Genomic DNA, 24,499 nt, shown 5'->3' on the forward strand with positions numbered 1-24,499 from the left:
TCAGGCCGCCTTCCCGGAGTAGTCCTGCCAGGCCCAGCCGAGGGCGCGGCGGGCCAGCACGGACAGGGCGTGCTTGCGGTACGCGGCCGTGCCGCGCACGTCGTCGATGGGGCTCGCGGCCTCGGCGACCAGCTCGCCGAACCGCCGCTTCACCGAGTCGAGCAGCGGTCGGGGCGACTCCCACTGACCAGAGGAGGCGAGTTCACCGGACAGGAAGTCCTCGGCCGCCGGCGCGCGGCGCGGGGTGGGTGCGGCCGAGCCGACGGCGGCGCCCACGCCGCCCCGCGCCGGGTGCAGGGCCAGCGCGAACGAGCACACGGCGATGACCATGGCGTTGCGCGTGCCGACCTTGGCGAACTGCTGGGGCGCCCCCGTGACGGGCACGCGCACCGCGGCGATCAGCTCGTCGGGTTCCAGCGCGTTGCGCTTCACGCCCAGGTAGAACGCGGTGGCCGGGATGAGCCGGGTGCCGCGGGTCGAGGCGACCTCCACGGTCGCGCCCGAGGCCAGCAACACCGGGTGCGCGTCACCCGCCGGGGAGGCCGCGCCGAGGTTGCCGCCGACCGTGCCCCGGTTGCGGATCTGCGGCGAGCCCACCGTGCGGGAGGCCATGGCCAGGCCGGGCAGCCGGTCGCCCAGCTCCTCGATGATCCGCGTGTACGGCACGCCCGCACCGATCCGCACCGACCCGTCGACCTGGTCCCACTCGCTCAGCTCGGCGATCCGGGTCAGGTCGAGCAGGGCGGCGGGCCTGCGGTGGTCGAAGTTCAGCTCGACCATCACGTCCGTGCCGCCCGCGATGGGCACGGCGTCCGGGCGTTGGGCCTTGAGGCTCAGCGCCTCGGCCAGGGTGGCTGGGCGAAGGAAGTCCATCGGCTACCTCGGCGGTCGGCTGGTCGGCTGGGCGGTGCGGTCGGTAGGGGCAGTCCGGGTCGGTGCAGGTCAGTCCAGGTCGATGTGGGTCAGTACACAGACCGGTGCGCATGGTCGGCTACGGCGGCGGTGCATGAACCACAGGCTCCTACAGCGAAGTGTTTTGTGCTTTCCTACAAACACGATCGGACGGCGGCGAAGCGCGGAGATGTCCCCGGTGCAACGATCTGCTCGGCCGAGGCGAGGAGGGCGCGGTGCGGATCCGGGACCTGGTGGGGATGCCTGATCTGCGGCTGCGCCCGGTCGTGGGCGGCGACCTGCTCGACCGGCCGGTGACCAGGCTCTACGGCACCGAGCTGCCGGAACCGGCGCGGTACCTGTCCGGTGGCGAGCTGGTGCTGTCCGGGCTCCTGTGGCACCGCACCGCCGGGGACTGCGAGCGGTTCGTCTCCTCGCTGGCCGGGTGCGGTGTCGCCGCGCTGGCGGCCAGCCCGCCCGAAGCCGAGGAGCTGCCCGCCGCGCTGGTCGAGGCGTGCGAGCGGCACGGGGTGCCGCTGCTGGAGGTGCCGGTCGACCTGTCGTTCGCGACCATCACCGAGCGGGTGGTGCTGGAGCTCGCGGCCGAGCGGGTCGGCGACGCGGGCGCGCAGCTGGGCAGGCACCGGCGGCTGCTGACCGTGGTCGCCGAGGGCGGCGGGCTGTCGGAGCTGGTCGAGGCCGGCGCCGCGGAACTGGGGGCGCCGTGCTGGGTGCTCGCGTGCACCGGGCACGTGGTCGCCGGCCCCGACCTGCCGGGAGCGGCTGACCTGGTGCGGGAGTTCCTGGTGGCGGACCGGCTGCCGCGGGCGGTGCGCGGGGTGACGCTGCTGCCGGTGACCGCGCGCGGCGGCGAGCGGCTGACCGCGTGGATCCTGGTCGTCTCCGGCGACCGCGCCGACGACGAGGCGGCCGTCGAACTGGCCAGCCTGGTCGGGGTGGAGCGGGCGCGGGTCGTGCAGGGGCGTCGGATCGAGAACCGGGCCGCCGGGCCCCTGCTGCGCCAAGTCCTGGCCGGCGGTGACGTGGCGGCCCGGATCGCGGCCGTCGGCTGGGACCCGGGCGCGCCGCTGCGGGTGGTGGCGGCCTCGGCGTCGGACGGGCGGGTCGACCGGGTCGAGGCGCTGCTGGAGGAGTCGCTGGCGGCGGTCGCGCCCGGGTTCCTGCTGACGAGCGTCGAGGACGAGGTGTACGCGCTGGCGCCGGCCGGGCCGTGGGTCGAGGAGGTGCGGTCGGCGCTGCGCGTCGCGGAGCCGGGACTGGGCGCCACGCGGGTGCTGGTGGGCATCTCGTCCCCGGTGGGGCACAACGGCCTGCGCGGCGCGGCCGAGGAGGCCTCCCACGCGCGGCGGCTGGGCGAGCGGCGCTTGGAGGAGCAACGGCTGGGCGAGCGGCGACAGGGCGAGTGGCGACGGGGCGAGCGGCAGCCGGAGGAGCGGCGACTGGCTGATCGGGGACCGGGCGAGCGGCGATTGGGGGAGCGGCTGGGCGATCGGCGATCGGGCGATCGGGACGGGGGCCTGACGTGCGTGGTGGCGGGCGAGGAGATCGCGCTGCACCAACTGCTCCTCGCCGGTGTGCCGGAGGACCTGCGCGGGTCGCTGCGCCGCCGACTGCTGGGCCCGGTGCTGGACTACGACGCCGCGCACGGCTCGAACCTGATCGGCACGCTGAGGGTCTTCCTCGACTGCTCGGGCTCCTGGACCGCGGCCGCCGCCCGCCTGCACGTCCACGTGAACACCCTGCGCTACCGCGTGGGCCGGGCCGAGGAGCTGCTCGGCGCGGACCTGTCGAACTTCACCGAGCGCGTGGACCTCTACCTCGCCCTGCAAGCGGGGTAGAGGTCCACGCGGGTCAACCGCGGCGATCTTCCTCGATGACGTGGGTGGCGCCCCTGCGACTGAACGCGGCCCAGAGGTTGAACCCCACCACCCCGAGGCCCACGGCCATCCACAGGTAGAGGAAACCGCTGTCCTTGGGCATGTTCACGAAGCCGAACACCAGGATCGCCAGACCCACCACGGCACCGAACAACGCCATCGGCTTGGACGGACGGATGCGTGCCACGACAACCTCCCAGGATCGGTTCCCGGGATACCTCATGACCCACTGCGAAAAACCCGTCGAACACCCACTCCCGACACCGACGGCCGGAGTTCCCGCACTGGACCAAGCGGTCCATGCTCTCCCACGGCATGACGGACGGCGTTGCTGACGAAGTCCGGGTCGCCCGCGCCACGGAGCGTTCCGCGGCGTGCAGGTGCTGCGCGCCGTCGCGAACACCCGGCTGGCGCCGGCACCGCGACCTCACCCATTACCGAAAATGTCGGGAAGCCGGTGATCCGGTGACGGGTGGAACACGGGATCGTCCGGCGCCGGTACTCCGCCCGGTGCGGGACGCTCGCGACCAGGCGGTTCAGGCGGGGCGCCGCCGCCACCACGTGCGGCACCAGGACCAGCACCCTCGACCCGTCTGCCCGGTGACCCGGCGGGACGCCCCCGTGCCGATCGGGCCGTTGATCCACTGGCCGTCACCCGTCGGCTCTCTGCCTGTCGGTTCGCTGTGAGGCCTTCTCCCGGCCCTCCGGAGCGCGGAACACTCCCACGACGGACTCGAACCGCAAGGAGCGCTCATGTCTCGCACCCCCGGTGCGCTGGCCGCCGTGGTGTTGGGGGTTTCCCTCGTCACCGCCGCGCCCGCCGCCGCCGCGCACGCGCACCCGTTCCCGACCGGGTTCCCCCTGCCCGACGGCTTCCTGCCCGAGGGCATCGCGATCGGCTCGGCGCCCACCGCCTACTTCGGCTCGCGCGCCGACGGCGACCTGTTCCGCGTCGACCTGCGGACCGGGCGCGGCGAGGTGTTCAGCCAGGGGCCGGGGACCGCGTCGGTCGGGTTGAAGGTCGACCGGCGCAAGAGGTTGTTCGTCGCCGGTGGCGCGGGGGGTGACGGGCGCGTTGTCGATGCGCGAACAGGAAAGATCCTCAAGTCCTATCGGTTCGCGGAAGACGCGGACACGTTCGTCAACGATGTGGTGATCACCGATGGCGCCGCCTACTTCACCGACTCGCGCAAGGCGGTGCTCTACAAGATCCCGTTCGGCCGGCACGGCGACTTGCCGGAGTCGCACACCGCCATTCCGCTGGGCGGTGACTTCGTCCTGACACCCGGTGTCAACAACGCCAACGGCATCGCGGAGACGCCCGACGGCAAAGCGCTGCTGATCGTGCAGAGCAACACCGGTCGGCTCCACCGGGTCGACGGGCGCTCCGGCGTGACCCGCGCGGTCGACCTGGGCGGCGAGGTGCTGACCAACGGTGACGGCCTGCTGGTCGAGGGCCGCACCCTCTACGTGGTGCAGAACCGGCTCAACACGGTGGCCGTCTTCACGCTGGCCAGGGACGGCGCCCGCGGCGAGCTGGTGACCAAGATCACTGACCCGCGGTTCGACGTGCCGACGACGGTGGCCTCGTTCGGTCACCGGTTGTACCTGCCGAACGCCCGCTTCACGACCCCTCCCACGCCCACGACGACGTACGACGCGGTTTCCGTTCCGGAGGCGTGAAAGTCAGGGGGCCGATCAAGGGAAGTTCACATCGGCCCCCTGTTCGGGGTGTCACTCGACTAGGTAACCTCATCGTCGCGTCGCGCGAGTGATCGCTGTCTCTTCGTAATGATGATCTTCTAGTGTTACCGTTCCGTGGCCGGATCGGGTGAACGAAGAGACAGCGCCCCTAGTGCTGCGCCTGACCTGGTACCTGGACGAGGCTGCGGAGTGCTGTGAAGCAGAAGAGCACCACGGAGACGAACTACAAGACGATCCGCTCGCGACTCACCGGTGTCGTCGTCGTCCCCAGCATCGTCCTGCTCATCATGTGGGCCCTGTTCTCCTCTTACACCGTCTTCGACGGCTTCTACCTGCGCGCGGTGGCGCAAGGCGTGCGGGACGCCTCGATCCCGGCCGTCCAGACGTTCGCCGCGATCCAGAAGGAGCGCGAGCTGACCATGACGGCGCTGGCGCTGCCGGACGCCGGCACCAGCGACCTGGAGGCCCAGCAGCGGGACAGCGACCGGGCGGTCGAGGAGATGCGGGCCGCGTTCACCGAGCTGGCCTCGCAGGCGCCGCCGGAGATCGTCGAGCGGATCAACGCGCTCAACGTGCTGCTGGACCAGCTGCCGCAGCGCCGCACCGCGCTGGAGGCCGGCCGCGCGTCGAAGGCCGAGATCTACACGTACTACAACAGCGTGCTCGACGCCGGTGACGCGCTGTTCAGCGTGCAGGCGCGCGTGGTGCCCGACGCCGAGTCGATGAAGGGCGCCATCACCGCCTCCGAGTACTTCAAGGCCTCCGACTGGATGTCCCGGGCCACCTCGCTGGCCTCGGGCGCGCTGGCCGCCGGGCGGTTCACGCCCGAGGAGCACGTCGAGTTCGCCAGCCTGGTCGGCGCCTACCACTCCTCCTTCGAGTCCAACGAGCCCCACGCGCGCCCCGAGGTGCGCGAGCACTACCGGTTCATGGTCGAGGGCGACGAGTGGAAGCGCCTGATCGAGTTCGAGGGCAGGCTGGTCCAGAACGGCGACCGGCCCCTGGAGGCGGGTTCGCTCCAGGAGTGGCAGAACGTCAGCGGCCCGATCTCGGCCGAGCTGACCGCGCTGGTCAGCGAGCAGGCCGCCAGCGCCGTCAGCGTCACCATGTCGCGCGGCGAGAGCAAGTTCCGGACCGTGATCGTCGGCAGCCTCATCGCGCTGCTCGCCGTCATCATCGGCATCCTGATCGCCATCCGCACGTCGAACCGCCTGGTCAACAAGGCCCTGATCACGCGACTGGCGTCGCTGAAGAAGGACTCGCTGACCCTGGCCCACGAGCGCCTGCCCGACATCGTCGACCGGCTGCGCGAGGGCAAGCACGTGGACGTCGAGGTCGAGGTGCCGCCGCTGGACTACGGCAGCGACGAGATCGGCCAGGTGGCCGACGCGTTCAACGCCGCCCAGTACACCGCCGTGGCCGCGGCGGTCAAGGAGAGCCAGGCCCGCGAGGGCGTGAACCGGGTCTTCCTCGACATCGCGCACCGCAACCAGGGCCTGGTGCACCGCCAGCTGAAGATCCTGGACAAGCTGGAGCGCGAGGAGGAGAACCCCGAGCAGCTCGACGCCCTGTTCCAGCTCGACCACCTGGCCACCCGCGCCCGCCGCAACGCCGAGAACCTGATCATCCTGGCGGGCGAGCAGCCGGGCAGGCAGTGGCGCAAGCCGGTGCGGCTGCTCGACGTGCTGCGCGCCGGCGTGGCCGAGACCGAGCAGTACGTCCGGGTCAAGGTCAACCCGGTGCCGGACACCGCGCTGGTGGGCGCGGCCGTCGCCGACACCATCCACCTGATCGCCGAGCTGGTGGACAACGCCACCGCGTTCTCCTCGCCCCGGTCCCAGGTGCAGGTCCACGCCAGCGAGGTGCCGCAGGGCATCGTGGTGGAGATCGAGGACCACGGCCTCGGCATCAACCCGGAGGACCGCGACCAGCACAACGCGATGCTGGCCGACCCGCCGGAGTTCGACGCCATGCGCCTGCGCGGCGAGTCCCGCCTCGGCCTGTTCGTGGTCGCCAGGCTGGCCGCCCGCCGCGGCATCCACGTCGAGCTGCGCGAGTCGCCCTACGGCGGCACGCTGGCGCTCGTGCTCATCCCGTCCGCGATCGTCGCGGGCCCCAGCACGGTGACCGAGCCCGCCGAGACGCGGCAACTGCCCCGCCGCCCCTTCCACGACATCCCGGAGCAGGGCGACGACCCAGTGCGAGACGCCGGCTTTCCCGACACCTCCCGAGACCTCGAAGGCTTCTGGGCCCAGGCGGAGGCCGCGGCCAACGCCGGTGCCACGACCAACAACAACCACGTCAACACCGCGCCGCCCGCCCCGGATCCCCTCCCCGAGGTCGAGCGGATGAGCGGCGGGCTCGACCTGTCGCAGCGCAGTGGCGAGCTGGAGCTGCCGCAGCGCAACCGGGTCGAGGCGTGGCCCGACGCCGAACCGAAGTCGACCGCCGGTGCCGCCGGTCGGCCCGAACTGCCCCGCAGGCGCAGGCAGCAGAACCTCGCGCCGCAGCTGGTGCGCAACGATTTCCACCCTTCGCCCGAACCGCTCGCCGAGGTCGATCCCGAGAAGTCCGCAGACCGGGTCCGCAAGGGCCTGTCGGCGTTCCAACGGGGCACGCGCGACGCCCGTCGCACAGGTGAGGAGCTCGAACCCTGACCAGCAGCAGTGGCCGGACGACTGGAAACCGGAAAGGCATACCGATGAACGACATGGCCAGCCAGCACAACGAACTGAACTGGTTGTTGGAGGACCTGGTCACACGCGTGGTCGGAGCACGGCACGCCGTGGTCCTCTCGGCGGACGGTCTGCTGCTGGGCCGCTCGGCGGGTCTGTCGAAGGACGACTCGGACCACCTGTCGGCCATGGCCTCGGCGTTCCAGAGCCTCGCCCGCGGCACCGGGCGGCACTTCGGCGGCGGCGCGGTGCGTCAGACCATCGTCGAGATGGAGCACGCCTACCTCTTCGTCACCGCGGCGGGGCACGGCGCGTGCCTGGCCGTGCTCGGCGAGGAGGACTCCGACATGGGCATGATCGCCTATGAGATGAACATGCTGGTCAAGCGGGTCGGCACGTACCTGTCGTCCGCGCCGCGCGGCACCGCCGCCGCGAGCCTGCCCGCTGCCCGAAGGTCGTCCTGATGAACGGCCGCGAGGACTGGTGGTACGACGAGGCGGCCGGCCCGCTGGTCCGGCCGTACGCGATGGTGCGCGGCCGAACCCGGCCGCTGCGCCCGGAGCTGCACCTGGTCACCCAGGTGCGGGCGATGCCCTCGCCGTCCGACCCGGACTCGTTGTCGGTCGAGCACCTCGAAATCATGGAGCTGTGCCGGCGGCCGCTGTCCGTGGCGGAGGTCGCCGCCTACCTCGACGTGCCCCTGGTGGTCGTCAAGGTGCTGTTGAGCGACCTCATCCAGCGCGGTGACGTCGTGATCCGAGACCCCTCCCGAGCTCCGGTGGTACCGGACCGGAACCTGTTGCAGGCAGTGCTGGATGGTGTCCGTGGAATCTGAGCGGCCGGGCGGGGAACTGCTGGTCCCCACCCCTGTCAAGATCGTCATCGCCGGTGGTTTCGGCACCGGCAAGACGACGCTGGTCAACTCGGTCAGCGAAATCCCGCCGCTGCACACCGAGGAGCTGCTCACCGAGGCCGGTGTCGGCGTCGACGACGTCGTCGGCCTGGAGAACAAGGAGACCACCACGGTCGCCCTGGACTTCGGGCGCATCACGATCAACCCCGAGGTGGTGCTGTACCTGTTCGGCACGCCGGGCCAGAACCGCTTCTGGTTCATGTGGGACGAGCTGGCCTACGGCGCGATCGGCGCGGTGATCCTCGTGGACACCCGCCGGCTGGACAGCAGCTTCCCGTCGATCGACTTCTTCGAGCGGCGCGGCATCCCGTTCATCATCGCGGTGAACTGCTTCGAGGGCGCGCACCAGTACGGGGCGGAGGAGGTCCGGCGGGCGCTGGACGTCGACGACGCCATCCCGCTGGTGCTGTGCGACGCGCGCGACCGCGAGTCGTCGAAGACCGTGCTGGTCAGCTTGATCCAGCACACGATGGACCGGCTCGACGCGATGGCCTGAGAGGACCGACGGGCGCTCCGGGCCGCACCGCGGCGCCCGTCAGCGGAACTCGTGGACGACCTCGATCGTGCCGACGAGGTGCGCGTTGAACTCGTCCGGCTCCTGGGCACCCCGCCCGGGGGACCCCTGATCTTCACTTCACCGGCGGGGACCGGTGAGCCGGCACCCCGTGAGCGCCGTCTGTGGACAACCGCGGCGGCCGTTCGGGTGGGGGAACGGCGCCCGGTCGGAAGGAGATCGGGCCCGCGACCCCCGAGGGGACCGCGGGCCCGACGCTCACACCACCGGTTCCAGGCGGCAGTTGAAGTGCCGCAACAGCTTCGGCGCGTGGGTCAGCCGGTAGCCGGGCACGCGCTCCGGTTCCTTCGCGATCTCCGCCAGCGTCTCGCCGACGTACTCCAGGTGGCTCTTCGTGTACACCCGGCGCGGGATGGCGAGGCGCACCAGCTCGTACGGGGCGGCCTTGAGCAGCTCACCCGCGTCGTCCAGCTCGCCCAGGTACAGCGAACCCAGTTCGGCGCACCGGATGCCGCCCGCCAGGTACAGCTCGGTGGCCAGCGCGAAGCCCGGGAACAGGCTCGGCGGCAGGTGCGGCAGCAGCCGTCCCGCGTTGAGGTACACCGCGTGCACGCCGGTCGGCCGCACGCTGTCCACACCGGCCGCGGCGGCCAGGTCGGCGACGTGGGCGGTGGCCTCGGCCCGCGCCCGCAGGTACTCGGGCTCGGTCACCTCCACCAGGCCCTGGGCGAGCATTTCCAGGTCGCGGCCCGCCAGCCCGCCGTACGTGCGGAAGCCCTCGGTGGCGATCAGCAGCAGCTCGCACTTCTGCGCCAGCTCGGGGTCGCGGATCGCGAGCAACCCGCCCATGTGGACGATGGCGTCCTTCTTCAGGCTCGCCACGCACCCGTCGGCCAGGCGGAACGCCTCCCGGGCGACCTCGCGGGGCGTGCGGCCCGCGTACTCCGGCTCCCGCTGGGTGACCAGCCACGCGTTCTCGGCGAAGCGCGCGGCGTCCAGGAAGAACGGCACGCCGTGCTTGCGCGCCAGTTCGGCCGCGGCCTTGATGTTGGCCATGGACACCGGTTGCCCGCCACCGCCGTTGTTGGTGATGGTGATCAGCACGATCGCGACGTCCCGCGATCCGGACAGCACCGCTTCCAGCGCGTCCAGGTCGATGTCGCCCTTGAAGGGCGCGTCGTCGTCGAGGTCCTTCGCGGCCTGGCACGGCAGGTCGACCGCCTCGCCGCCGAGGATCTCGACGTTCGCGCGCGTGGTGTCGAAGTGGGTGTTGCTCACGCTCAGCTGACCGGGCTTGAGCAGGGCGGTGAACAGGATCCGCTCGGCCGCGCGCCCCTGGTGGACGGGGAAGGCGTGCGGGTACCCGGTCAGCTCCTCGACCACGTCGCGGAACCGGTAGTAGGAGCGCGCGCCCGCGTAGGACTCGTCGCCGCGCAGGCCGGCCGCCTGCTGCTCGGCGGACAGGGCGTTGGTGCCCGAGTCGCTGAGCAGGTCGATCGTCACGTCGGCGGCGGCGAGGTTGAAGGGGTTGTACCCGGCGGCGGCCAGCGCCCGCTCGCGGTGCGCGCGGGTGGTGATCGGGATGGGCTCCACGACCTTGATGCGGTACGGCTCCATGATCGGCACGGGGACTCCTAGACAGCCAGGCTGACCGAGCGCGGCGCGGACACGTCGTACGCCTCGGACGACAGGTATGCGGTGATGCCGGGACGCGGCCGGCCCATGCGCAGCGACACGTGCGCGATGAGGCCGACGCCCTCGTCGAGCGGCCGCCGGGCGACGGCGTTGAGGGCGCGTTCGAACGGGGTGGGGTCCAGGTCGTACTTCGCCATCACCGCGAGCACCCGGCGCCGGGCTTCCTCGTCGTCGGCCACGTAGTCCCGGATGGGCACGTACAGCGAATAGCCGCTGGGCGCCTGCGCGTCGCCGTCCAGGAACGTGTAGCTGGAAATCAGGGGCCGTTTGTCGAACGTCGCCGTGCCGCCGGTGAGCAGGCAGAAATCGGGGACCCGGTCCACGTCCACCCCCCGCGCGGCCTGCGCGGCGCGGATGACGTCGTGGACTTCAGCGGCGTGGTGGGAGACGTACACCTTGGTGCGCGCGCGGCGTTGTTCGGCCAGGTCGAGCGCGAAGAAGGAATACCGGTCCAAACCGGGACGGGTCAGCGCGCGGTCGCGCAGGACCGGGAAACCGGCGGCGAAACCGGTCCGGCCCAGCGCCTCGCGCACCAACTCCTCCGCGGCGGCCTCGCCGCGCACCTCCGGGTTGAGGTAGACCTTCACCATCGGCCGTTCGCCCGCCCGGAACACCAGGGAATACCAGAAGGTGAAATCCCGTTCGGCGTCGGCGGGCAGGAACAGGTCGCGGACCGCGTCGAAGCTGGTGGTGTCGACGTCGCCCCGCTTCCGCATCCGGTCGAGCGCGGCGAGCGCCGCGGACGTGTTGGCCTGGCGGGAAGGCCTGACGGCGGAGGTTTCGACGATCATCCGAACGACCGGGGACTCGTTCGGGCCGAACGCCGTCGAGAACTCGACCGGGGTGTGGTCGTCGGCCACGTCGGAAGGCCATGCGGGGTTGGTGGAAATCGGCCGCAGACCACCGGGGCCAAGGGCGTCGGCAAGCAGGCCAACTGATCCCGGGACATTTTCGGTAATGCCCACGGAATGCAGCAGGGCGCTCAGCTGGCGACCCGTGAAATCACGTATGGAGATATTTTTGGGTTCCAAGGCGGGGGTCTCCTTGTGGGGTGCGAACCGAAAGTTACGCTACGCGAAGCAAACTTGTCCACCAGGCGGCGGTAGCGTGACGTAGGGCACTCTAGGGCCAGGTCACAGCTCCTGTCGATCAGTGCGCACGCGGTTGAGAACGGTAACCAACACTACTCCGAATGGCCTATTGACTAGACCTCTGTCAGTCTTTCGCACCAATGCGCCGACGATCTTCGATGACGGATCGTGGCATTTTGCCCCCGGCGCGGGCCGGTGTACGGTCGAATGTTCGGCAGGCATTGCCCGTCAACCATTCAAGACAGTTCTGTTAATTGTTCCACAGTGAACTCGCCGTGACTTCCGGCGCGCATCTGTGGTAAGCGCCCCGACATGGCGGAGGGGCCGCCGACCGGTCGGTCGACGGCCCCTCCGGCGTGCGGATCAGGAGGTGTAGTCGTAGAACCCGCGCCCGCTCTTCTTGCCGAACAGGCCCGCGTCGACCATGCGCAGCAGCAGCGGGGGCGGCGAGTAGAGGGGCTCCTTGAACTCCTCGTACATCGACTCGGCGATCGCCTTGGTGGTGTCCAGGCCGATCAGGTCGGTCAGGCGCAGCGGCCCCATCGGGTGCGCGCAGCCGAGCACCATGCCGTTGTCGATGTCCTCGGCGCTGGCGAAGCCGGACTCCATCATCCGGATCGCGGACAGCAGGTAGGGGATGAGCAGGGCGTTCACCACGAACCCGGCCCGGTCCTGCGAGCGGATGACCTCCTTGCCCAGCACTCCGGTGACGAACGCCTCGGCGCGTGACCGGGTCTGCTCGCCGGTCAGCAGCGACGGCACCAGCTCGACCAGCTTCAGCACCGGCACCGGGTTGAAGAAGTGCACGCCGATGACCTGCTCCGGCCGGCCGGTGGCCATGCCGAGCTTCATGATCGGGATGGACGAGGTGTTCGACGCGAAGATCGCGTGCGGGTCCTCCACGACCTTGTCCAGCGCCGTGAACACCTCGGTCTTGACCTGCTCGTTCTCCGCGACCGCCTCCACGACCAGGTTCCGGTCGGCGAGGTCGCCCAGGTCGGTGGTGAACCGGAGGCGCCCCAGTGCGGCGTCCCGGTCCTCGGCGGACAGCTTCCCGCTGCGCACCCCGCGGCCGAGCGACGAGGCGATCCGCCCGCGCGCGACCTCCGCGGCGTCCGGGCTGACCTCGGACACCAGCACGTCCAGGCCCGCGCGTGCGCAGACCTCGGCGATGCCGGAGCCCATCAGGCCCGATCCCACCACTCCAACACGTTGAATGTCACTCACGCCCCGATCCTGCCAGGGCGTTCGGCGGGAGGCACGTCTCGTGCGGCACGATGGGCGGCATGGGCGTCGAAGCCGTGCTGATCCCGCTGGGCGCGTCGGTGGTGCGGAGCGCGCTCAAGCTCTGGCTGGGTGACAAGTCGATCACCGCAGCGGCCGGCGGCACGGGCGTCGACCTGCTCGAACGGCGGCTGACCGACACGATCCACCGGCGCAAGGCGCTGCGGGTGGAGGACCGGTTCGTCGAGGCCGTCGTCGAGCGGGTGCAGCCCATCGTGGAGGTCGAGCACCGCCGATTACCCGAGCACGAGCGCTTGGCCGCCGTCCGAGCGGTGAAGGACACCTTCGACGGCGCGGCGCTGGATGACGACGACCTGTTCGCGGTGGACCTGGACGCGCCCCGGCTCGACCGCCACCTGCGGTCGCGCGTCCCCGACGCCACCGACGGGTTGTCCCAGGACGCCGTCGAGCTGTACGGCCTGCTGCTCCGCGAGAGCGCCGGGTACGTGATCGACATGGCGCGCACCCTGCCGATGTTCGGCCCCACCGCGCTCACCGAGGTGCTGCGACGCGAGAGCGAGATCGTCGACGAGGTCCGCGAGGTGCTGAGCCGGCTGCCGCAGCGCCGCGACCGCAACGACTTCTCGCACGACTACCGCCAGCTCGTCGTCGGCACGCTCGACCACGTCGAGGTGTTCGGCGCGACCCTGTCCGAGGCGAGCCGCCGCTACCCGCTGTCGGTGGCCTACATCAGCCTCACCGCGGACAGCTCCGACCGGTTCACCCCCGGTCGCCGGGTGGAGGACCTGCTGGCCGCGCACAACCGCCTGTTCATCCGCGGCGAGGCGGGTCTGGGCAAGACGACGCTGCTGCGGTGGATCGCGGTGCGCAGCGCCCGGCACGACTTCGCGGAACCCCTGACCGCCTGGAACGGCACGGTGCCGTTCCTCGTCCCGCTGCGCCGCTACGCGGACCGCGAGCTGCCCGCCGCCGGGCAGTTCCTGGACGAGGTGGGTCGGCACATCGCGGACGAGATGCCGGCCGGGTGGGTGCAGCAGCAGCTGCGGTCCGGACTGGCGGTCGTCCTGGTGGACGGCGTCGACGAACTGGCGGTGGAGCGCCGCGGCGAGGCGCGGGCGTGGTTGCGGTCGCTGGTCCTGTCCTTCCCCGAGGCGCGGTTCGTGGTGACCTCGCGGCCGAGCGCGGTCGACCCGGACTGGCTCGCCGCCGACGGGTTCGCCGTGACCTCGCTGCGCCCGATGACCCACACCGACGTCCGGGTCTTCGTGGACCGCTGGCACGCCGCGCTGGCCGCGCAGGTGGCCGACGAGGCCGCGAAGGACGAGCTGGAAGCGCACCGGGAGCGCTTGACCGGGCACTTCGCCGAGCGGCACCACCTGCGCAGGCTCGCCGGGTACCCGCTCCTGTGCGCGCTGCTGTGCGCCCTGCACCGGGACCGGCGCGGCGACCTGCCCGGCAACCGCATGGAGCTGTACGACACCGCGTTGCAGATGTTGCTGGAGCGGAGGGACGCGGAACGGCGCCTGGACCCCGTGGCGGGCCTGAGCCGCACGCGCAAGACGCTCCTGCTGAGCGACCTGGCCTACTGGTTCATCCGCAACGACCTGACCGACGCGCCGGCGGAGCGCGTGGTGGCGCAGATCGACCGCCGGCTGCCCGCGATGCCCGAGGTCGCGGCGTCGGGCGAGGAGGTCTACCGGCACCTGCTGGAGCGCAGCGGCCTGCTGCGCGAGCCGGTGCACGGGCGCGTCGACTTCGTCCACCGCACCTTCCAGGAGTACCTGGCGGCCAAGGCGGCGATCGACGACGGGGACGTGGGCACGCTGGTGTCGAACGCCCACCGGGACCAGTGGCACGAGGTGGTGGTGATGGCCGTCGGCCACGCGTCGCGCGCCCAGCGCGACGCCCTGCTGGGCCGGCTGGTGGAGAACGGCGACCGCGAACCGGGGTCGCGGCCCACGCTGCACCTGCTCGCGGTGGCCTGCCTGGAGACCGCGCCGGAGTTGGAGCCGTCGATCCGCGAGGCGGTCCAGACCCGGGCGGAGCGACTGCTGCCACCCCGTTCGCTGGCGGCGGCGGAGTCCTTCTCCTCCGCAGGTCCGTTCGTGCTCGACCTGCTCGCCGCGGCCGAGCCCCGCGACGAGGTCGAGGCGGCGGCGACCGTCAGGGCGGCCGGCGGGACCGGCCTGGAGGAGGCGTTGCCGCTGTTGGCGGCGTACGGGCGGGACGACCGGGCGGCGGTCCAGCGCGAACTCCTGCTGGCGTGGTGGAACTTCGACCCGGACGACTACGCCGCGACCGTGCTGGCGGACCTCGCGCTTCCCGAGGTGGAGGTCACCGACCCCGCCATGGCTCGCGGCCTGCGACACCTGGGACGGGTCGAGCGCATCACCTGCAACGCGCCACCCGGGCCGCTGGACTTCATCCCCTCCCAGGTGACCGCGCTCACCGTGGTCCTGCCGGGCAGGGCGGACCTGGACACCCTGCGCACCCCGGGGCTCCGCGACCTCGTGCTCACGGCCGCGGGCGACCTGGACGTGACCCGGCTGGGGAAGTTCGCCGACCTGCGTTCGGCGCGGGTTCGGGCATACCGGACCACGGGCCTGGCCGCGCTGCGGAAGCTGCCGGAACTCCGATCACTGGCCCTGCGGGGAGGAGTTCTCCTGGACGACCTGGCGGGCGTCCGGGCGGGGTGGCCGTTGAGGTCGTTGGAGCTGTCGGCCCTCCCGGGCGTCGCCGACCTCGACCCGTTCGGCTGCCTCTCCGGCCCGGAGGAGCTGAGCGTCTCGGATTGCCGGGCCCTGTTCGACATCGGGGTGGTGGAGCGCTGGGCCGGCGCGCTGGAGCGCTTGCGCCTGCGCGATTGCGGCAACCTGGACCTCCGGCCGGTCGCCGCCCTCGACCACCTGCGGGAGCTGGACCTCGCCGGCACCACCGTGATCGACCTCCGACCGCTGGCCCGACTGCCGCGCCTGGAGGCGCTGGTCCTCAGCGGCACCCGGGACGCGCGGTTCCTGGAGCCGATCGCCGAACTGCCCGGCCTCAGGGAGATCCGCTTCACCGGCGAAGCCCCGGTCAACCTCAGCGCCCTGGCCGGCGCGTCGGACCTCCGGGTGCGGGTGCGGGGTGCGTTGCGCAACGTGATCGGTGCGGAATCGCTCGGCGGGGGCGTCCGCGTCGAGCCGATCGGCTGAGGGCGGCGCCGGGCGGGGCGCCGCCCCGCGTCACTGCCCCGCGTCACTGCCTGACGCCGAACTCCTGGGTCCAATAAGCACGTCCGCCCCCGTCCACCGCGTGCGCCACCCCCAGGTCGCGCAGCTCGCAGTTGAGGATGTTGGCCCGGTGCCCCTCGCTGTTCATCCAGTCGCGCACCACCTCGTGCGGCGTGCCCTGCCCGGCGGCGATGTTCTCGGCCGTGACCCGGTACGGGTAGCCCGATTCGGAGACGCGCTGGGCGGCGGTGCTGCCGTCGACACCCGTGTGGCTGAAGTTGCCCGTCCTGGCCATCTCGTCGTTGTGGCGCCTGGCCGCCGCCGCCAGCTGGTCGTTGACCGCCAGTGCCGGGCAGCCGGCCGCGGCGCGGTGCTGGTTGGTCAGGGAGAGCACCGAGTCGTGGTAGGTCGGCGCGGCGGTGGCCGTGCCGGTGGTGACGATCAGTGCAGCAATGGCCATGCTTGCCGCAACCTTCTTGGGTGTCATGGTTCAACCTCCTTCTCGGTGGCACCCGATGAAGGAGGTATTCCCCTCGCAGAGCGGAACTTGATTCCACGATTGGGGGAAACCGGTCCGGGTGATGGGAAACCACCCGGACCGGTGGTGTCAGTCCTTCAGCTCCTCTTCGGCGCGGGCGATCGCGGCGAACTCCTCCTCGGGCGCGGACGCCACGAGGTGGTGCCTGCTGTAGAACCAGAAGTACGCCAGCGCCACCACGACGATGCCCGCCGTGATGCCCGCGGCCAGTTCGTCGACGAAGAACGTCGCCACCACGGCCGCCACCGCGAGCACCAGCGCCACGCCCGTGGTCACCACGCCGCCCGGCGTCCGGTACGGCCGCTCCAGCTCCGGCTCGCGCACGCGCAGCACGATGTGCGACACCATCATCAGCACGTACGACAGCGCCGCGCCGAACACCGCGATGTTGATCAGCTGCGCGCCGTCCCGGGTGATCGACGCCAGCGCGAACCCGATCACGCCCGGCACGGCCAGCGCCAGGTACGGCGTCTTGCGCCGGCCGGTCCGCGACAGCCACCGCGGCAGGTACCCGGCCCGCGACAGCGCGAACAGCTGCCGCGAGTAGGCGAAGATCAGCGAGAAGAAGCTCGCCACGAGCCCGGCCAGGCCGACGTAGTTCACCACCTGCGCCAGCACGCTGCCGTCGCCGTAGGCCGCGCGCGCCGCCGCCGGCAGCGGGTTGTCCGACGTCTTCAGCGCTTCCGAGCCCGCGCCGCCCGGCGCCAGCACCAGGATGGCGCCCGCGAACACCAGCAGCACGAGCATCGCGCCGATGATCCCGCGCGGCATGTCCCGCTGGGGGTCGCGCGCCTCCTCGGCGGCCACCGGCACGCCCTCCACGCCGAGGAAGAACCAGATGGCGTACACCAGCGCGCCCAGCGCGCCCGCCACGCCGAACGGCAGGAACCCGCCCTCGCCGCCCACCACGTCGAACAGCTTGTCCGAGTCGAACGCGGGCACCATGCCGATCACGAACACGACCAGCGCCACCACGGCCACGCCGGTGATCACGAACATCAGCCGCAGGGCCTCGCCGACGCCGTACAGGTGCACGCCGATGAACACCACGAAGCACACCAGGTACACGGGCCAGGAGTTGGTCAGCCCGAACAGGCCCAGCGTCTCCACGTACCCGCCGATGAACACCGCGATGGCCGCGGGCGCCATCGCGTACTCGATCAGGATCGCGATGCCGGTGGCGAACCCGCCGAGCGGGCCGAGCGCGCGCCGGGCGAACCCGTACCCGCCGCCGGCCACCGGCAGGGCGGAGGCCAGCTCCGCCAGCCCGAACACCATGCACGTGTACATGGCGCCCATCAGGACCGTCGCGACGAGCAGCCCGCCCCAGCCGCCCTGCTCCAGCCCGAAGTTCCACCCGGCGAAGTCGCCGGAGATGACGTAGGAGACCCCGAGCCCGGCCAGCAGCACCCACCCCGCCGCGCCGCGCTTGAGCTGCCGGTGCTCCAGGTAGTCGCTGCCCACCTTCTCGTACTCGACGTGCTTGGCCATGTGCGCTCCCTCTAATGGGTCAGTCGCGCTCCATTGCTGCGAGCGTCGAGCGTGGCGCGAGTCGCCTGATGGTGTCAACGGCGTCTTGGGTGGACCGGCCTTCGGTGGTGGCGTGCCGTCACCCCGTGGTGCCAAGATGAGGCGTCCAATGGCTCGCTGTCATACCTTTGGAGGTGGTGCGGATGCTCGCCGTGGAGGAGTTGCGCGTGCTCGTGGACGCGGGGGAAGTGGACACGGTGCTCGTCGCCGTGGTCGACATGCAGGGCCGCCTCCAGGGCAAGCGCTGCGACGCCCGCTACTTCCTCGACGAGGTGCTGGAGCACGCCGCCGAGGGGTGCGACTACCTGCTCGCCGTGGACGTGGAGATGAACACCGTCTCGGGCTACGCCAACTCGTCCTGGGACCAGGGCTACGGCGACCTGGTGATGCGGCCGGACCTGGCCACGCTGCGCCGCGTCCCGTGGCACGAGGGCACCGCCATGGTCCTGTGCGACGTCGTGGACCACCACGGCGAACCGATGCCCGTGTCACCGCGGCAGGTCCTCAAGCGCCAGCTCGACCGCCTCGCCGAGCGCGGCCTGCTCGCGTTCGCGGGCACGGAGCTGGAGTTCATCGTCTTCAACGACACCTACGAGCAGGCGTGGGACCGCGGCTACCGCGACCTCACCCCGGCCAACCAGTACAACGTGGACTACTCGCTGCTCGGCACCGGGCGCGTCGAGCCGCTGCTGCGCGCCATCCGCAACCACATGACGGGCGCGGGCATGGTGGTCGAGTCCGCCAAGGGCGAGTGCAACCCCGGCCAGCACGAGATCGCGTTCCGCTACACCGACGCGCTGGTCACGTGCGACAACCACAGCCTCTACAAGACCGGGGCCAAGGAGATCGCGTCGCAGCACGGCAAGTCCCTGACGTTCATGGCCAAGTACAACGAGCGCGAGGGCAGCTCCTGCCACATCCACCTGAGCCTGCGCTCCGCCGACGGCGGGCTGGTGTTCGCCGAGGGCGACGGCATGTCGAAGCTGATGGAGCACTTCCTGGCGGGCCAGCTGGTCGCGCTGCGCGAGCTGACGTGCTTCCTGGCGCCCAACATCAACTCCTACAAGCGGTTCGCGCCCGGCAGCTTCGCGCCGACCGCGGTGGCGTGGGGCCGCGACAACCGGACGTGCGCGCTGCGCGTGGTCGGGAAGGGCCGGTCGCTGCGGTTCGAGAACCGGGTGCCCGGCGCGGACGTCAACCCGTACCTGGCGGTCGCCGCGCTGATCGCGGCCGGCCTGCACGGCGTGGACAACGAGCTGCCGCTGGAGGAGGAGTTCGTCGGCAACGCCTACGCCTCCGACCGGCCCACGGTGCCCACCACGCTGCGCGACGCCGCGTCCCTGCTGTCGCGCAGCGAGATCGCCCGCGAGGCGTTCGGGCAGGGCGTGGTGGACCACTACCTCAACGCGGCGCGGGTGGAGCTGACCGCGTTCGACTCGGCCGTCACCGACTGGGAGAGGATCCGTGGGTTCGAACGGCTCTAGACCGCTGATCGGCGTCAGCACCTACCTCGAACGCGCGAAGTTCGGGGTGTGGGACGTCGACGCGGCCGTGCTGCACCGCGACTACCTCGACGCGGTGGTGCGCGCGGGCGGCAACCCGGTGCTGCTGCCGCCGGTCGGCACGTGGGACGCCGACGGCATCGCGTTCCTCGACGGCCTGGTGCTCTCCGGCGGCGCGGACGTCGACCCCGCCCGCTACGGCCGCCCGCGCGACCCGCGCACCGGCCCGGCGCGGCCCGAGCGGGACGCCGCCGAGCTGGACCTGGCCCGCGCCGCGTTCGAGCTCGACCTGCCGCTGCTCGCGGTGTGCCGGGGGATGCAGGTGCTCAACGTGGTGCTGGGCGGCACGCTGCTCCAGCACGTGGAGGGCCACAACCCGGCGCCCGCCGTGTTCGGGCACACCGGGATCGCGGTCGCGCCCGGTTCGGTGCTGGCCTCGGTCGTCGGCCTGGCCACCACCGTGCACTGCCACCACCACCAGGCCCTGGACGTCGTCGGCGAGGGACTGCGGGTGGTGGCGAGGGCCCCGGACGGCACCGTCGAGGCGGTCGAGCTGCCGGGCGCGAGGTTCGTGCTCGGCGTGCAGTCGCACCCCGAGGCCGACAGCGAGGACGACCGGCTGTTCGCCGCCCTGGTGGGAGCGGCCCGTGAACGAGGAGTGCGATGACCGCCCACGACGTGATCAACCCGGCCACCGGCGAGGTGGTCCGGTCGGTGACCCCGACCTCGGCCGAGGAGGCCGACGCGGCGATCGACCGCGCGGCCCGCGCGCTGCCCGCGTGGCGCGCGGTGGCCCCCGGCGACCGGGCGCGGCTGCTGCGGCGGTTCGCCGACGCGGTCGACGGCGCGGTGGAGGAGCTGGCCGCGCTGGAGGTGCTCAACGCGGGTCACACCATCGGCAACGCCCGCTGGGAGGCCGGCAACGTCCGCGACGTGCTGCACTACTACGCGGCCGCGCCCGAGCGGCTGTTCGGCAGGCAGATCCCGGTGGCGGGCGGGTGGGACGTCACCTTCCAGGAGCCGGTCGGCGTGGTCGGCGTGATCGTGCCGTGGAACTTCCCCATGCCCATCGCCGGGTGGGGTTTCGCCCCCGCGCTCGCGGCGGGCTGCACGGTGGTGCTCAAGCCCGCCGAGCTGACGCCGCTGACCGCGCTGCGGCTGGCCGAGCTGGCGCTGGAGGCGGGCATCCCGGAGGACGTGTTCCAGGTGCTGCCGGGCGCGGGCGCGGTGGTGGGGCAGCGGTTCGTCACGCACCCGGCCGTGCGCAAGGTCGTGTTCACCGGGTCCACGCGGGTCGGCAAGCAGGTCATGGCCGGGTGCGCGGAGCAGGTCAAGCGGGTCACCCTGGAGCTGGGCGGCAAGTCGGCCAACGTCGTGTTCGCCGACGCGGACCTGGAGCGGGCCGCGGCGACCGCGCCGTACGGGGTGTTCGACAACGCGGGCCAGGACTGCTGCGCCCGCTCGCGCATCCTGGTGCAGGCCTCGGTCTACGACCGGTTCATGGAGCTGCTGGAACCCGCGGTCAAGGGCGTCGTGGTGGGTCCGCCGGGTGACGAGGCGACCGAGATGGGTCCGCTGATCTCCGCCGCGCACCGGGAGAAGGTGGCCTCGTACGTGCCGCCGGGCGCGCCCGTGGCGTTCCGGGGCTCGGCGCCGGACGGGCCGGGCTTCTGGTTCCCGCCCACGGTGCTCGCGCCGGTCGCGCCGACCGACCCGGTGGCCGTGGAGGAGGTCTTCGGGCCGGTGGTGGCCGTGCTGCCGTTCACCGACGAGGAGGACGCCGTGCGGCTGGCCAACGACAGCTCGTTCGGCCTGTCCGGGTCGATCTGGACCCGCGACGTCGGACGCGCGCTGCGCGTGTCGCGGGCCCTGGAGGCCGGGAACCTGTCGGTGAACTCCCACTCGTCGGTGCGGTACTGGACCCCGTTCGGCGGGTTCAAGCAGTCCGGCCTCGGCCGCGAGCTGGGCCCGGACGCGCTCGACGCGTTCACCGAGACCAAGAACGTCTTCATCGCGCACTGATCGGAGTGGCAATGGTTCAGCGACTTGAGGGCCGCGTGGCCGTGGTGACCGGCGGCGGCAGCGGCATCGGCCTGGCGTCGGCCAAGCGGTTGGCGTCGGAGGGCGCGCGGGTCGTCGTGGCCGATGTGGACGGTGACGCGGGCAAGGCCGCCGCCGACGCCGTGGACGGGCTGTTCGTGCAGGTCGACGTGACCGACGAGGAGCAGGTGCGGGCCCTGTTCCAGACCGCCGTGGACACCTACGGCTCGCTGGACGTGGCGTTCAACAACGCGGGCATCTCGCCGCCGGACGACGACTCGATCCTCACCACCGGCATCGAGGCGTGGGACCGGGTGCAGAAGGTGAACCTGACCTCGGTGTACCTGTGCTGCAAGCACGCCATCCCGCACATGCTCTCGCGGGGCAGGGGTTCGGTGATCAACACGGCGTCGTTCGTGGCCACCATGGGCGCGGCGACGTCGCAGATCTCCTACACCGCCTCCAAGGGCGGGGTGCTGGCGATGAGCCGCGAGCTGGGCGTGCAGTTCGCGCGGCAGGGCGTGCGGGTCAACGCGCTGTCACCCGGACCGGTGAACACGCCGCTGCTGCGGGAGCTGTTCGCCAAGGACCCGGAGCGCGCCGCGCGGCGGCTGGTGCACGTGCCGCTGGGCCGGTTCGCCGAGCCGGAGGAGATCGCGGGCGCGGTCGCGTTCCTGGCCAGTGACGACTCCTCGTTCATCACCGCCTCCAACTTCCTGGTGGACGGTGGCATCGCCGGGGCCTACGTGACACCGCTGTGACACCGCTGCGGGACGCGTTGTTCCGCCCCGTGCGGGCGGGCAACGCGTTCGAGGAGACCGTCGAGCGGCTCGTGCGGGCCATCCGGCTCGGCGCGGTCGGGCCGGGCGAGCGGCTGCCCGCCGAGCGCGAGCTGGCCGGTCGCCTCGGGGTGAGCCGGGTGACGCTGCGCGAGGCGATCCGGTCGTTGCAGGACGCGGGGTACGTCGAGTCGCGGCGCGGCCGGTACGGCGGCACGTTCGTCACCTCGCCGCCGCCCGCGCCCGCTCCGGGTGGACGGGTCCCGGCCGAGGACCTGGCGGACGCGCTGACGCTGCGCGCGGCGGTGGAGGCGGGCGCGGCGGAGTGCGCGGCGGACCGGGCGCTGGACCCGGTCGAGCGGCGGAACCTGCTGGCGCGGCTGGCCGAGTGCCGCGACGCCGCGCTGGAGGAGTACCGGCGCAGGGACTCGCGGCTGCACCTGGCGATCGCGGAGGCGACCGGCTCCTCGTCGCTGACCGCGGTCGTGGCCGACGCCCGCGCGCGGGTCAACGAGCTGCTGGACCGGATCCCCCTGCTGCCGCCGAACCTGGCGCACTCGAACGAGCAGCACGAGGGGATCGTCGGCCACATCCTGGCGGGTGACGGCGAGGCCGCGCGGCGGGCGATGGCCGAGCACCTGGACGGCACGGCCGTGCTGCTGCGCGGCTTCCTCGCCTAGGCCCGGCGGGGGACGACCCGGTGGAGCCCCGGCTCGCCTAGCGGTCGCCGCGGTCCTGGCGCTCCCGCGGCTCCTGGCGGTCCCGGCGCTCCCGGCGGTCGAAGTCGCCGCGCCCCGGGCCGCGGTCGTCGAACCGCGAGGCGCCGGGGCGGTCGGCGTTGTCGGTGCGGTGGCGGTCCCGGTCGAGGAGCGCGACGAGGCCGCCGCCGAGGACCGAACCGAGCAGGCCGACGGCGACCAGTTGGGTGGCGCGGTGCCGGACGACCCGGCCGAACCGGCGCTGCGGGGCGACCGGGGGAGGGGGCGGCGCGGGCTGTGCGGCGGTGGGCTGTGCGGCGGTGGGTTGCTCACCGGCGGGTCGCTCGGCAGGGGGTTGCCCGGTGGCGGGGCGGGGTTCGGGTGCGGGTGGTGGCTCGGACATGGTGGCCTCTCCTCTGGTGGCTGACCTGCGGCAAGGGTGCGCGCGGAACCTGAGCGGACGCTGAGCCGGTGGTCACGGCGCGCTGTCGATCTGCTGTGAGTCCGCTGTGAGGAGCGGACCGTCAGCATGTGTTGACGCTCGCTCGATCGTCAGCATAAGCTGACGACATGTCGGCGATCACCGAACTGGACCAGGCCGTGCACGGGACCGACCCGGACGCGGGGCTGCGCGCCGTCGCCCGGCTGCGCCGCCTGGTCGAGCAGCTGGAGGCCAGGCACGTCGCCGACGCGCGCCGCGCCGGCTGGTCGTGGCGCGACATCGCGCTGCGGCTGGGCGTGACCAAGCAGACCGTGCACCGCAAGCACGGCAAGGAGGGGTGACCACGTGTTCCGAGGAGACCACCCGGAGCTGGGGCGCGCGGTGGGGCGGGCCCTGTCGCTGGCCCGCGAGCTGGGCCACCCGAGGACCGGCAGCGAACACCTCCTGCTCGCCCTGGCCGACCTGACCGGGCACGGCGACGCGCTGCGCGCCGCCGTCCGGGAGGCGCCCGTCGACGGCGCGGGCGCGGCGGCCGACCGCGAGACCCTGGCCGTGCTCGGCGTGGACCTCGGGGACCTGCTCGACGTCGTCGACCGGTTGCCGGCCCGGGAACCGCTGCTGCCGCTGGGCGCGCGGGAGGCCCGCGAGCGCTGCGCCCGCGCGGACCCGCCCCTCGGCCTCGACGCCCAGGCCGCGCTCGCGGCGTCGCTGCGGCTGGCGTTGGCGCGCCGCGAGCGCGAGCACCGCCGGGAGCACCTGGCGCTGGCCCTCGTCGCCCTCGACCCCGGCGTGGCCTGGCTGCTCGCGACCGCGCGCGTCGACCGGGCGGCCCTGCTGGCCGACCTGGCCACGCGGTTCCCGCCGCCGCGCCGCAACCCGCTCCTGCGCGCCGAACGCCGCCTCGGGCACGGGGCGCGCCACCGCGACCTGGTGCGGCGCTACGAGCGCACGACCGGTCGTGAGGTGGTGTCCGCCCTGGCTGTGCCCGCCCTCATCCTCGGCTGACGCCGGACCGGGGCGGCGGACGCCCGGGCCTGACCCGACCGGGGGAATTCCGCGACGGGGCCCGCTGCCGGGAGGACGCCGGCCCCGACCGCCCCGCGGTCACTGCCGGTGACGATCGGGCCCGGAT

General features: G+C 72.3%; 22 protein-coding genes. 14 read left to right on the plus strand and 8 right to left on the minus strand.

The annotated features are described in order from the left end of the window. Complete coding sequence (locus ABD223_RS20245) at positions 1–873, minus strand: FAD binding domain-containing protein (protein WP_344037879.1); 873 nt, start codon at positions 871–873, stop codon at positions 1–3. A 254-nt stretch (positions 874–1,127) separates the two neighbouring features. On the opposite strand from ABD223_RS20245, the gene ABD223_RS20250 reads away from it, so the two are divergent. Next, the gene (locus ABD223_RS20250; protein ID WP_344037880.1) at positions 1,128–2,750 is read left to right on the plus strand and encodes a PucR family transcriptional regulator; all 1,623 of its coding nucleotides are present in this window, start codon (positions 1,128–1,130) and stop codon (positions 2,748–2,750) included. Between the two features lie 13 nt (positions 2,751–2,763). On the opposite strand, the gene ABD223_RS20255 is transcribed toward ABD223_RS20250, so the two are convergent. Beyond that, complete coding sequence (locus ABD223_RS20255; protein WP_344037882.1) at positions 2,764–2,976, minus strand: hypothetical protein; 213 nt, start codon at positions 2,974–2,976, stop codon at positions 2,764–2,766. 566 nt (positions 2,977–3,542) lie between these two features. Between ABD223_RS20255 and ABD223_RS20260 the strand changes: the two genes are divergently transcribed. The 5 genes from ABD223_RS20260 to ABD223_RS20280 all read left to right on the plus strand — a co-directional run bounded on the left by ABD223_RS20260 (position 3,543) and on the right by ABD223_RS20280 (position 8,577). Further along, positions 3,543–4,472, plus strand: a complete 930-nt coding sequence (locus ABD223_RS20260; protein WP_344037883.1) for an SMP-30/gluconolactonase/LRE family protein — start codon at positions 3,543–3,545, stop codon at positions 4,470–4,472. Between the two features lie 215 nt (positions 4,473–4,687). Continuing rightward, positions 4,688–7,150: a sensor histidine kinase gene (locus tag ABD223_RS20265; RefSeq protein WP_344037884.1), complete on the plus strand. Its 2,463-nt coding sequence runs from the start codon at positions 4,688–4,690 to the stop codon at positions 7,148–7,150. Between the two features lie 44 nt (positions 7,151–7,194). Then, entirely contained in the window at positions 7,195–7,632 is a 438-nt protein-coding gene (locus ABD223_RS20270) for a roadblock/LC7 domain-containing protein (RefSeq protein WP_380645755.1), read from the plus strand. Continuing rightward, on the plus strand, positions 7,632–8,003 hold the full coding sequence (locus tag ABD223_RS20275) for a DUF742 domain-containing protein (RefSeq protein WP_033431917.1): 372 nt from the start codon (positions 7,632–7,634) through the stop codon (positions 8,001–8,003). The genes ABD223_RS20270 and ABD223_RS20275 overlap by 1 nt, the downstream gene beginning before the upstream one ends. After that, positions 7,984–8,577, plus strand: a complete 594-nt coding sequence (locus ABD223_RS20280) for a GTP-binding protein (protein WP_344037885.1) — start codon at positions 7,984–7,986, stop codon at positions 8,575–8,577. Before ABD223_RS20275 ends, ABD223_RS20280 begins: the two co-directional genes overlap by 20 nt. A 276-nt stretch (positions 8,578–8,853) precedes the next feature. On the opposite strand, the gene ABD223_RS20285 is transcribed toward ABD223_RS20280, so the two are convergent. The 3 genes from ABD223_RS20285 to ABD223_RS20295 form a co-directional block, all read right to left on the minus strand. Further along, positions 8,854–10,212: a tryptophanase gene (locus ABD223_RS20285; protein ID WP_344038108.1), complete on the minus strand. Its 1,359-nt coding sequence runs from the start codon at positions 10,210–10,212 to the stop codon at positions 8,854–8,856. Between the two features lie 17 nt (positions 10,213–10,229). After that, positions 10,230–11,255, minus strand: coding sequence for a tryptophan dimethylallyltransferase family protein (locus ABD223_RS20290; protein ID WP_344037886.1), 1,026 nt, complete (start codon positions 11,253–11,255; stop codon positions 10,230–10,232). Between the two features lie 489 nt (positions 11,256–11,744). Then, a complete protein-coding gene (locus tag ABD223_RS20295) occupies positions 11,745–12,608 on the minus strand; it encodes a 3-hydroxybutyryl-CoA dehydrogenase (RefSeq protein WP_344037887.1) in 864 nt (287 codons plus the stop codon). 59 nt (positions 12,609–12,667) lie between these two features. On the opposite strand from ABD223_RS20295, the gene ABD223_RS20300 reads away from it, so the two are divergent. Then, positions 12,668–15,820 carry an NACHT domain-containing protein gene (locus tag ABD223_RS20300; protein ID WP_344037888.1) on the plus strand — a complete coding sequence of 1,051 codons (3,153 nt, stop codon included), beginning with the start codon at positions 12,668–12,670 and terminating at the stop codon, positions 15,818–15,820. A 43-nt stretch (positions 15,821–15,863) separates the two neighbouring features. Here ABD223_RS20300 and ABD223_RS20305 read toward each other — a convergent pair whose 3' ends face one another. Then, positions 15,864–16,298 carry a CAP domain-containing protein gene (locus ABD223_RS20305; protein WP_344037889.1) on the minus strand — a complete coding sequence of 145 codons (435 nt, stop codon included), beginning with the start codon at positions 16,296–16,298 and terminating at the stop codon, positions 15,864–15,866. Positions 16,299–16,445: 147 nt separating this feature from the next. Further along, positions 16,446–17,867, minus strand: coding sequence for an ethanolamine permease (eat, locus tag ABD223_RS20310; RefSeq protein ID WP_344037890.1), 1,422 nt, complete (start codon positions 17,865–17,867; stop codon positions 16,446–16,448). Between the two features lie 182 nt (positions 17,868–18,049). On the opposite strand from eat, the gene ABD223_RS20315 reads away from it, so the two are divergent. The 5 genes from ABD223_RS20315 to ABD223_RS20335 are packed head-to-tail and all read left to right on the plus strand — an operon-like array spanning position 18,050 to position 22,907. After that, complete coding sequence (locus tag ABD223_RS20315) at positions 18,050–19,390, plus strand: glutamine synthetase family protein (protein WP_344037891.1); 1,341 nt, start codon at positions 18,050–18,052, stop codon at positions 19,388–19,390. Next, complete coding sequence (locus tag ABD223_RS20320; RefSeq protein ID WP_344037893.1) at positions 19,371–20,075, plus strand: gamma-glutamyl-gamma-aminobutyrate hydrolase family protein; 705 nt, start codon at positions 19,371–19,373, stop codon at positions 20,073–20,075. Before ABD223_RS20315 ends, ABD223_RS20320 begins: the two co-directional genes overlap by 20 nt. After that, entirely contained in the window at positions 20,072–21,430 is a 1,359-nt protein-coding gene (locus ABD223_RS20325; protein WP_344037894.1) for an aldehyde dehydrogenase family protein, read from the plus strand. Before ABD223_RS20320 ends, ABD223_RS20325 begins: the two co-directional genes overlap by 4 nt. Before the next feature lie 11 nt (positions 21,431–21,441). Next, positions 21,442–22,209 carry a 3-oxoacyl-ACP reductase gene (locus ABD223_RS20330; protein ID WP_344037895.1) on the plus strand — a complete coding sequence of 256 codons (768 nt, stop codon included), beginning with the start codon at positions 21,442–21,444 and terminating at the stop codon, positions 22,207–22,209. Continuing rightward, positions 22,206–22,907 carry a FadR/GntR family transcriptional regulator gene (locus ABD223_RS20335; RefSeq protein ID WP_344037896.1) on the plus strand — a complete coding sequence of 234 codons (702 nt, stop codon included), beginning with the start codon at positions 22,206–22,208 and terminating at the stop codon, positions 22,905–22,907. Before ABD223_RS20330 ends, ABD223_RS20335 begins: the two co-directional genes overlap by 4 nt. 37 nt (positions 22,908–22,944) lie before the next feature. Here the strand turns inward: ABD223_RS20335 and ABD223_RS20340 are convergent, their stop codons facing one another. Beyond that, positions 22,945–23,328, minus strand: coding sequence for a hypothetical protein (locus ABD223_RS20340; RefSeq protein WP_344037897.1), 384 nt, complete (start codon positions 23,326–23,328; stop codon positions 22,945–22,947). A 167-nt stretch (positions 23,329–23,495) separates the two neighbouring features. Here ABD223_RS20340 and ABD223_RS20345 point away from each other — a divergent pair, with 167 nt between their 5' ends. Further along, positions 23,496–23,708, plus strand: coding sequence for a helix-turn-helix domain-containing protein (locus tag ABD223_RS20345; RefSeq protein ID WP_344037898.1), 213 nt, complete (start codon positions 23,496–23,498; stop codon positions 23,706–23,708). A gap of 4 nt (positions 23,709–23,712) precedes the next feature. Further along, entirely contained in the window at positions 23,713–24,372 is a 660-nt protein-coding gene (locus ABD223_RS20350) for a Clp protease N-terminal domain-containing protein (protein ID WP_344037899.1), read from the plus strand. Positions 24,373–24,499 lie beyond the last annotated feature (127 nt).

The organism is Saccharothrix xinjiangensis, from assembly GCF_039527585.1.
Classification (GTDB): Bacteria; Actinomycetota; Actinomycetes; order Mycobacteriales; family Pseudonocardiaceae; genus Actinosynnema; species Actinosynnema xinjiangensis.

What these genes read in the sequence shown, in the direction of transcription:
- ABD223_RS20245 (WP_344037879.1), bottom strand. Translation starts at nt 873, where the DNA reads ATGGACTTCCTTCGCCCAGCCACCCTGGCCGAGGCGCTGAGCCTCAAG.
- ABD223_RS20260 (WP_344037883.1), top strand. Translation starts at nt 3,543, where the DNA reads ATGTCTCGCACCCCCGGTGCGCTGGCCGCCGTGGTGTTGGGGGTTTCC.
- ABD223_RS20270 (WP_380645755.1), top strand. Translation starts at nt 7,195, where the DNA reads ATGAACGACATGGCCAGCCAGCACAACGAACTGAACTGGTTGTTGGAG.
- ABD223_RS20275 (WP_033431917.1), top strand. Translation starts at nt 7,632, where the DNA reads ATGAACGGCCGCGAGGACTGGTGGTACGACGAGGCGGCCGGCCCGCTG.
- ABD223_RS20280 (WP_344037885.1), top strand. Translation starts at nt 7,984, where the DNA reads ATGGTGTCCGTGGAATCTGAGCGGCCGGGCGGGGAACTGCTGGTCCCC.
- ABD223_RS20285 (WP_344038108.1), bottom strand. Translation starts at nt 10,212, where the DNA reads ATGGAGCCGTACCGCATCAAGGTCGTGGAGCCCATCCCGATCACCACC.
- ABD223_RS20300 (WP_344037888.1), top strand. Translation starts at nt 12,668, where the DNA reads ATGGGCGTCGAAGCCGTGCTGATCCCGCTGGGCGCGTCGGTGGTGCGG.
- ABD223_RS20305 (WP_344037889.1), bottom strand. Translation starts at nt 16,298, where the DNA reads ATGGCCATTGCTGCACTGATCGTCACCACCGGCACGGCCACCGCCGCG.
- eat (WP_344037890.1), bottom strand. Translation starts at nt 17,867, where the DNA reads ATGGCCAAGCACGTCGAGTACGAGAAGGTGGGCAGCGACTACCTGGAG.
- ABD223_RS20315 (WP_344037891.1), top strand. Translation starts at nt 18,050, where the DNA reads ATGCTCGCCGTGGAGGAGTTGCGCGTGCTCGTGGACGCGGGGGAAGTG.
- ABD223_RS20325 (WP_344037894.1), top strand. Translation starts at nt 20,072, where the DNA reads ATGACCGCCCACGACGTGATCAACCCGGCCACCGGCGAGGTGGTCCGG.
- ABD223_RS20330 (WP_344037895.1), top strand. Translation starts at nt 21,442, where the DNA reads ATGGTTCAGCGACTTGAGGGCCGCGTGGCCGTGGTGACCGGCGGCGGC.
- ABD223_RS20340 (WP_344037897.1), bottom strand. Translation starts at nt 23,328, where the DNA reads ATGTCCGAGCCACCACCCGCACCCGAACCCCGCCCCGCCACCGGGCAA.
- ABD223_RS20345 (WP_344037898.1), top strand. Translation starts at nt 23,496, where the DNA reads ATGTCGGCGATCACCGAACTGGACCAGGCCGTGCACGGGACCGACCCG.